This is a genomic window from Catenulispora rubra (assembly GCF_015356825.1).
Classification (GTDB): Bacteria; Actinomycetota; Actinomycetes; order Streptomycetales; family Catenulisporaceae; genus Catenulispora; species Catenulispora rubra.
This window is the reverse complement of sequence record NZ_JAACYW010000114.1, coordinates 25,809-32,950: the sequence shown is the minus strand read 5'-3', so window position 1 is coordinate 32,950 and position 7,142 is coordinate 25,809. Positions and strand designations below refer to the sequence as shown.

The following is a 7,142-nucleotide window of genomic DNA, read 5'->3' as shown; positions in this document are numbered from 1 at the left end:
GGCGGGGGACCAGGCGGGGGACCGGGGCCCACGACACCGTGGCTCGGCAGCGTCCCGGACGACTGGCAGCCGCCGGAACCCCCGACCGCCACCCTGATCCCGCCCCAACCGGCCGCGCTCCCACAGACCTGGACGCACGCCTTCACCAACAGCACGATCCTCAACTCCGACGGCACCAGCAGCACGCACTACCCCGACGGCACGCAGGACGTGCGCGCACCCGACGGAAGCTGCTGGCGCCTGGCCCCGTCGGGCGGGGTCGTGCACGCGTGGCAGGAACCACCGGTCCCGCAATGGCACCCGGCGGAACCGACCGCGGCGGCCCAACCCGGCGGCGGCACCGTGGTCTACCACCCCGACGGCGGCAAGGAGCTGTGGTACGGGACCACGCGGATCGCACGCTTCGCGCCGAACGGGATGCCGCTGGAGTGAGGGGGAAGCCAGCCGGCTTGCGACGGGAACAGGGGCCCGCCGCAAGCCGGCTGGGGATGCAATGCGAAGTGGATTGGCTGATCACCTTGCGCGCCGCCGGTCCGCGGATCTGCGCGGCCCGCACGAGGTCGGTGTCACCGGTGAGCTCGCCAGGCTTACCGGTGGCCATCGCTGCCGGGCCTGCTGCGGCCTACACCTGGCCGCACTTCAAGCCAGGACTCCTGGCACCTTCAGCTGCCCGGCCGCCGCTTGTGTTCGGTCGCCGGGCAAGTCGGCCATTCAGCAACCTCGGCTGCCCGGCAAGCTTGGCCGCCAGCCGCCAGCCGCCAGCCGCCAGCTGCCAGCTGCCAGCTGCCAGCCGCCAGCCGCTCGGCAATCTCAGCGAGCCCGACTGTCTCTCAGCCCCCTCAGCCCCCTCAGCCCCTCAATCCGCGAGCCGCGCCGGGAACCCGCCAGTCGCCACCGGCCCCCAGCGCCGCGGGGTGACTCGGATGATCGACTTGCCCTGCTTCACCATCGCCTCGCGGTACTCGTCCCAGTCGGGGTGCTCCCCGGCGATGTTCCTGTAGTACTCGACCAGCGGCTCGACGGAGTCCGGCAGGTCCAGGACCTCCGCGTCGCCGTCGATCTGCACCCAGGGTCCGTTCCACTCGTCCGAGAGCACCACGACGCTCACCGCGGCCTCGCGGCGCGCGTTGGTGGTCTTCGCGCGCTCCGGGTAGGTGGACATGACCAGGCGGCCCGAGTCGTCGACGCCGCAGGTCAGCGGGGACGCCTGCGGTGAGCCGTCGGCGCGGCGGGTGATCAGCAGGGCGCGGTGCCGCGGTCGGACGAACTCCAGCAGCGCGTCGAGGTCGACGGAGGTGTTGGTGGCGATGGTGCGGGGCATGGCAGGTCCGCCTTAGGTAGCCGGGTTGGGTGGAGCCGGACAGCGTCGGCCGCCGACGAGCTTACTGAAAGCTGCACCCCGGGTTCGGCGCGTCCTCCGACAAGGGACTCCCGGCCGGATCCACGTACAGCACGTCCAACACCACCGGCGTCGTCCCCAGATTCCGCCCGATGTGCACGTTGTCCGCTCCGCTCGGCTCCGTGAACGACGTGTTGTCGCTGTACACCTCGGTCGTCGTGCAGTCCGCGTCGTTGTGCGTCAACGTGCCCTTCTCGACGTACGCGTACAGCGTCCCGTCGTGCCAGTGCCACCCCGTGCTCCCGCCGGGCTCGATCGTGATCTGCCGCCGGATGTAGTCCGTCCCCAGGAACGTCGACTTGCTGATGATCGTGCCCGACACCCCCGACGGCGCCGTGGCGCTCGCCACTCCCGGCGTGAGCACCGTGGTCGCCGTGGTCGCGGTGACGGCCCCGGCGATCGCGAACCGACGATAGATGCCCGGCATGATCAGCTCCTTGCATGAGTCCTGGTTTGGCTGGTTTTGCCCAGGCTACCCACCACCAGTGCCAGCACGGCCAACGCCGCGCCGAAGCTACATACAGCGCCCCATCCGTAGGCGCTGTAAAGGCTCGTCGCCGTGATCGCCCCGCCGCCGACGCCGATCGAGTAGTAGACCATGTAGCCGCCGATGACGCGGCTGGCCGCCCCGGGATTGTTGGCGACGATCAGGTGCTGGTTGGTCACGTGCAGAGCCTGCCCGGCGAAGTCCAGGACGACGATGCCGACGGTCAACAGCACCAGCGAGAACGGTGCCGTGCGGATCGCCGCCCAGGACAGCACCAGCAAGACCAGCATGACGGTGGTGACCGTCGACGCGCGCCCGCGGTCGGCGAGCCGCCCGGCGCCGTTCGCACTGAGCGCGCCTGCCGCGCCGACGACGCCGAACAAGCCGATCTTGGACGTCGACAGGTGCCACGGCGCCGCGGACAGCGGCAGCGCCAAGGAGCCCCACAGCACGCCGAAGCACCCGAACTGGAACAGCGCCAGCAGGCTTCTGGTACGGAACACCCGGTCCTGCCTGGTGAACGTGACCACCGAGGAGATGAGCCGGAGGTAGGGCACGGCCGCCCGCTTCGCCGGCCGGCGGGGGAGCAGCCGGTTCAGGGCCACGGCCGTCGCGACCATCAGCACGGCCGGCAGCAGGAACGCGGCGCGCCAGCCGAAGGCCTCGGCGACGACTCCGGAAACGGTGCGCGCCAACAGGATCCCGAGCACGACGCCGCTGGTCACCACGCCGATCACCCGCCCGCGCTGGTCCGGCGCGCTCTGCGCCGCGGCATAGGCGGTGATGACCTGGACCACCGTCGAGGCCACCCCCACGACCGCGCAGGCGGCGAAGAACGCGGCCGGTCCGCCGGCCAGGCCGGCGGCGGTCAGCCCGGCGCCGGCGGTGAGCGTCATCCAGCTGATGAGCCGCCGCGGATCCACCAGGTCGCCGAGCGGGACCAGCAGGATCAGCCCGAGCAGGTAGCCGACCTGCGTGATCGCGGTGGTCAGGCCGAGGTTCCCGGCGCTCACGTGCAGGGCGGCGCCGATCTGGTCGAGCAGCGGCTGTGCGTAGTAGATGTTCGCGACCGACAAGCCGGCAGCTGTGGCCAGGAGTAGGGCGAAGCCCATACCGGTACCCCCCAAGGTGGTAGTGGATCGAAACCACCCTAGGGATTCTGGTTTTGTTTTGCAACCAGAGATCAAGGCTCCCGCGTATCAGGACCCTGGCAAAAGCAGCGCGGCTCCGGCCGAGACCGCGACCAGTACAGCCGCGGCATCCATGGTCGTGACGATGCCGATCTGCTGCCCGAGCAACGAGCCGGCGACCATCCCGACGAGCGTCGCCAAGCTTTGGAGCGCCAAATATGTGGAGCTGACACGTCCCTGGAGCCGGTCCGGCGTCCGACGCGTGATCGACGTGTCGGCGGTGACGAGGAAGCAGGTGGCGGGTGGGCCGATGAGGGCGAACAGGACGATGTCGCCGGCCAGATACGGGGTGTTGAACGTCAGCGCGAAGACCGCGGCCAGCGTGCCGAGGCTCGCCACGATCGTCGTGCGGTCGGACAGCCGTCCGGCGACCAGGCGGCTGGCCGGCGCGCCGATGATGAACCCGACGCCGAGCGTCCCGAACAGGACGCCAAGGCTTTGCGCGCCGCTGTTCAGGACTGTGCCGAGGTACGGGACGAGCAGCGCGGTCAGAATCGCGTTGCCGACGAAGAAGATCGCCGCGACGCCGAAGAGCATGGGAATGCCGGGCGTGCTGCGGAGGTGGCCGAGGCCGTGGCGGAGGTCTTCAGTCAGGATTCGGGCTGCTCCGCCGGTCTTACGGCCAGTCCGGGCCGTCTCTATCTCGCGCGCCTCGCGACTCGGCCGGAGCCGAATCATGGCTATGAGATACGCGGACGCGAGATAGCTCGCCGCGTCGATCGTCACCACCGCGCGGAATCCGGCCACCGCGGACAACACCCCGCCCAACGGCCCGCCGACCAGCCGGATCGTCCCGCCGACGAGTTGGCCCAGCGAGTTCGCCGCGCTCAGCTCCGGTCCGCGCCCGACGAGGTTGGGGATCAGCGCGGCCTGCGCGGGCCCGAAGCACTGCCCGAACGTGGACTCCAGAGCGAGCGCCGCGTAGACGATCCACACTTCGCCGCGCGTCTGAACCAGCAGCAGGAGCAGCACGGCGCCGGCGCGCAGGACGTCGGTCGCGATCATCGTCCAGCGCCGGTCCCACCGGTCGACGAAGACCCCTGCGACCGGTCCGAGCAGCACGGCCGGCACGGTTTCGGCGGCCATCGACAGGCCGGTCGCCATCGTCGAGCCGGTCAGCCGGAAGACGAAGAAGGGGGCTGCGACGAGCAGGAGCCAGGTGCCGATGCTGGAGAGCAGTTGGCCGGTGAGGATGAGGCGGTAGTCGCGATTGCGCAAGGTACCGAGCATGCTGACGCGTTTGTTCACCGTGGATCCCCCAGCCGTCAGTGCTTCCGCAGGGTTCCAGGATTAGCACTCTCGGGGCTAGAGTGCCAGCTACTAAGTGGCTTTAGGTACCCGCTCACGTTTCCGGTCTTCACGGTCTACCCTTAAGGGGACACACGGCGGCGGAAGGCTTACAGGGCACATCGGCCAAACCGCTACAGAGCAGCACTGGGAGCACGGATGAGCTCGCTACCGGCGGAGCACTCGGTCGAACCGCTTGTCGTGGGATCCGAGGACAGCGGCCCCACCGTGCTGCGCATGGTGCTGGGCTCCCAACTCCGTCGTCTGCGCATCGCCGCCGGCGTCACCCGCGGTGCCGCCGGCTACGAGATCCGTTGCTCACACACCAAAATCAGCCGCATGGAGCTGGGACAGGTCAGCTTCAAACGGCGGGACGTGGCCGATCTGCTGACCCTCTACGGCGTCACCGACGACACCGAGCGCGAGGCGATCCTCAGCTTGACGGCACAGGCCAACGCGCGCGGCTGGTGGCACAACTTCGCCGATCTGATGCCCGGCTGGTTCGAGGTCTACGTCGGGCTGGAGGAGGCCGCGTCGGTCATCCGCTCCTATGAGGCCCAGTTCATTCCGGGCCTGCTGCAGAGCGAGGACTACGCGCGCGCGGTCATCCGGGACGGCTATCCGCTCGCCTCCCCCGACGAGATCGAGCGCCGGGTGCGGCTGCGGATGAACCGGGCCCGGCTGGTGCACAGCCCCGAGCCGCCGCGGATCTGGGCGATCATCGACGAGGCCGCCGTGCGGCGTCAGCCCGGCGGCGCGGCCGTCATGCGCGCGCAGCTTGAGCACATGCTGGAGCTGTGTCGACTGCCGCACGTCACGGTGCAGGTCGCGCCGTTCGCGCGCGGCGGCCCGGCGGCGGCCGGTCCGTTCACCATCCTGCGCTTCGCCGAGCCGGCCCTGCCGGACATCGTATATCTGGAACAGCTCACCGGTGCGGCGTACCTGGACAAGCGCGAGGACCTGGACGCGTACACGACCGTCGTCGACCAGCTGGCGGTGCAGGCGCTGACGCCGTCGGAGACCATCGGATTCCTCACCCGGATCGTCGACGCGTACTAGACGCGCGGACTAGCCGCGTACCCGCCGCGTACCAACTGGTCACCGTCGCAGGTCTCTTATTTCGCTCGCAGTGGATCTCAAGGCAGGATGGTGGCCTCCACATCCGGCGAAACACGGCGAACACAGGTGGGCCCCATGACCGACGAAGCGCAGCACCGGCCGGTGTCCCAGATCGACAGCAGCGTTCCGCACTCGGCGCGGATCTTCAACTACTGGCTGGGCGGCAAGGACAACTACCCCGCGGACCGTGCGGCGGGCGACCGGTTCCGCGAGGTCTTCCCGGAGATCGTCGACCTGGCCCGCAGCGGCCGGCAGTTCCTGGTGCGGACGGTGCGTCACCTGGCGACCGAGACCCCCGTGCGCCAGTACCTGGACGTCGGGACCGGGCTGCCGACGGCGAACAACACGCACGAGATCGCGCAGGGGATCGTGCCCGAGTCGCGGATCGTGTACGTCGACAACGACCCGCTGGTGCTGGCGCACGCGCAGGCGCTGCTCGTCGGGACGCCGGAGGGGGCCACGGACTATATCGAGGCCGACCTCGACGACCCCGAAGCGATCCTGACGCAGGCAGCCAAGACGCTGGACCTGAACGAGCCGGTCGCGATCGTGCTGATGGGGATCCTGGCGCACATCGAGGAGTACGACCGCGCGCGGGCGATCGTGCGGCGGCTGATGGACGCGGTGCCGTCGGGGAGCTACCTGGTGGTGCGGGACGGGGCGGACACGAACGAGGCGTACAGCGAGGCGATCAGCCGCTACAACCAGAGCGGCGCGGTTCCGTACAACCTGCGGAGTCGCGAGCAGATCGCCGGGTACCTCGACGGCTTGGAGCTGGTGGAGCCGGGCCTGGTGTCATGTCCGTTGTGGCGGCCGGACACCATGGACATCGGGACGCCGGTGGAGCTGGCGGTGTTGGGTGCCATCGGTCGGAAGCCCTGAAGCCTGAGCGGCGCCGGATCCGCCGGCGCCGCTTTTCCCTCACTTCTCCTTGGCGTAGTCGGCGAACCCCTGCCAGTCGATCATCACGCAGGGCTCACCCCCGACGACCCACGCGTCGTGCCCCGGGGCGATCTCCAGGAACTCGCCGGGGCCGATGTCGGCCTGCTCGCCGTCGTCCATGACCACGTGCATGTGGCCGGACAGGCAGTAGCCGACGTGCGCGGCCTGGCAGCTCTCGGTGTGCACCATCGGCTTGATGTGCTTGGACCACTGCCAGCCCGGTTCGAAGACGGCGCGGCCGAACCCGCCCTCGTCCATGGCGACGAGGTCGAGGTGCCCCATCCCCTGCTCGAAGGAGCGGGTCTCCTCCGGCGCGTCGAGTGACTTGTGCAAGAGGCCTGTCATAGATCCTCCAAGACTCAGGCCCGGCCCCGTCGCCGGAGCCGGACGCCTCGGGCCGTGCCGGCCGGTCGGCCGGCACCGGCCGCTAGTGGCTGACCGGCACCTTCTCCTCGACCAGGAACGACTTCAGCTGCTCCCGGAACTCCGGCGTGTCGGTCTCCCCGTGAACGGCGACCGCGTGCATGGCCGCGGCGTCCATGACTTCCTGCTCTTCGCCGGAAATCGTCAGCGTGCAGCCGACCTCGCTGGGAAACTGCCGGCAGTCGGCGACCTTGCGGGACATGCGAATGCCCCCTTTCCACGAGCCGTCGCCACCCCGACGGCGAGCCGGAGCGGCCTCCCTCTCATTCAAGCCGTGTCGGCACCACCCGGCGAT

General features: G+C 69.7%; 8 protein-coding genes and 1 pseudogene. 3 read left to right on the top strand and 6 right to left on the bottom strand.

Annotated features, from left to right (window positions below; translation table 11 throughout):
* Positions 1 to 432, top strand: a pseudogene (locus GWK61_RS27775) (hypothetical protein); the annotation flags it as partial.
* 424 nt (positions 433 to 856) lie between these two features.
* On the opposite strand, the gene GWK61_RS27770 reads toward GWK61_RS27775, so the two are convergent.
* From GWK61_RS27770 to GWK61_RS27755, 4 genes are all read right to left on the bottom strand, one after another.
* Complete coding sequence (locus GWK61_RS27770; RefSeq protein WP_194913015.1) at positions 857 to 1,321, bottom strand: PPOX class F420-dependent oxidoreductase; 465 nt, start codon at positions 1,319 to 1,321, stop codon at positions 857 to 859.
* A 61-nt stretch (positions 1,322 to 1,382) separates the two neighbouring features.
* Complete coding sequence (locus GWK61_RS27765; protein WP_194913013.1) at positions 1,383 to 1,826, bottom strand: cupin domain-containing protein; 444 nt, start codon at positions 1,824 to 1,826, stop codon at positions 1,383 to 1,385.
* Positions 1,827 to 1,828: 2 nt separating this feature from the next.
* Positions 1,829 to 3,013: an MFS transporter gene (locus GWK61_RS27760; protein WP_228563047.1), complete on the bottom strand. Its 1,185-nt coding sequence runs from the start codon at positions 3,011 to 3,013 to the stop codon at positions 1,829 to 1,831.
* A gap of 72 nt (positions 3,014 to 3,085) precedes the next feature.
* The gene (locus GWK61_RS27755; RefSeq protein WP_323747788.1) at positions 3,086 to 4,324 is read right to left on the bottom strand and encodes an MFS transporter; all 1,239 of its coding nucleotides are present in this window, start codon (positions 4,322 to 4,324) and stop codon (positions 3,086 to 3,088) included.
* Between the two features lie 198 nt (positions 4,325 to 4,522).
* Between GWK61_RS27755 and GWK61_RS27750 the strand changes: the two genes are divergently transcribed.
* Entirely contained in the window at positions 4,523 to 5,422 is a 900-nt protein-coding gene (locus GWK61_RS27750; RefSeq protein WP_194913012.1) for a Sco1979 family transcriptional regulator, read from the top strand.
* A 135-nt stretch (positions 5,423 to 5,557) separates the two neighbouring features.
* Positions 5,558 to 6,364 carry an SAM-dependent methyltransferase gene (locus tag GWK61_RS27745; protein WP_194913010.1) on the top strand — a complete coding sequence of 269 codons (807 nt, stop codon included), beginning with the start codon at positions 5,558 to 5,560 and terminating at the stop codon, positions 6,362 to 6,364.
* 39 nt (positions 6,365 to 6,403) lie between these two features.
* On the opposite strand, the gene GWK61_RS27740 is transcribed toward GWK61_RS27745, so the two are convergent.
* Positions 6,404 to 6,769, bottom strand: a complete 366-nt coding sequence (locus GWK61_RS27740; protein WP_194913008.1) for a cupin domain-containing protein — start codon at positions 6,767 to 6,769, stop codon at positions 6,404 to 6,406.
* An 82-nt stretch (positions 6,770 to 6,851) separates the two neighbouring features.
* Positions 6,852 to 7,049, bottom strand: coding sequence for a DUF1059 domain-containing protein (locus GWK61_RS27735; protein ID WP_194913005.1), 198 nt, complete (start codon positions 7,047 to 7,049; stop codon positions 6,852 to 6,854).
* Between the last annotated feature and the right edge of the window lie 93 nt (positions 7,050 to 7,142).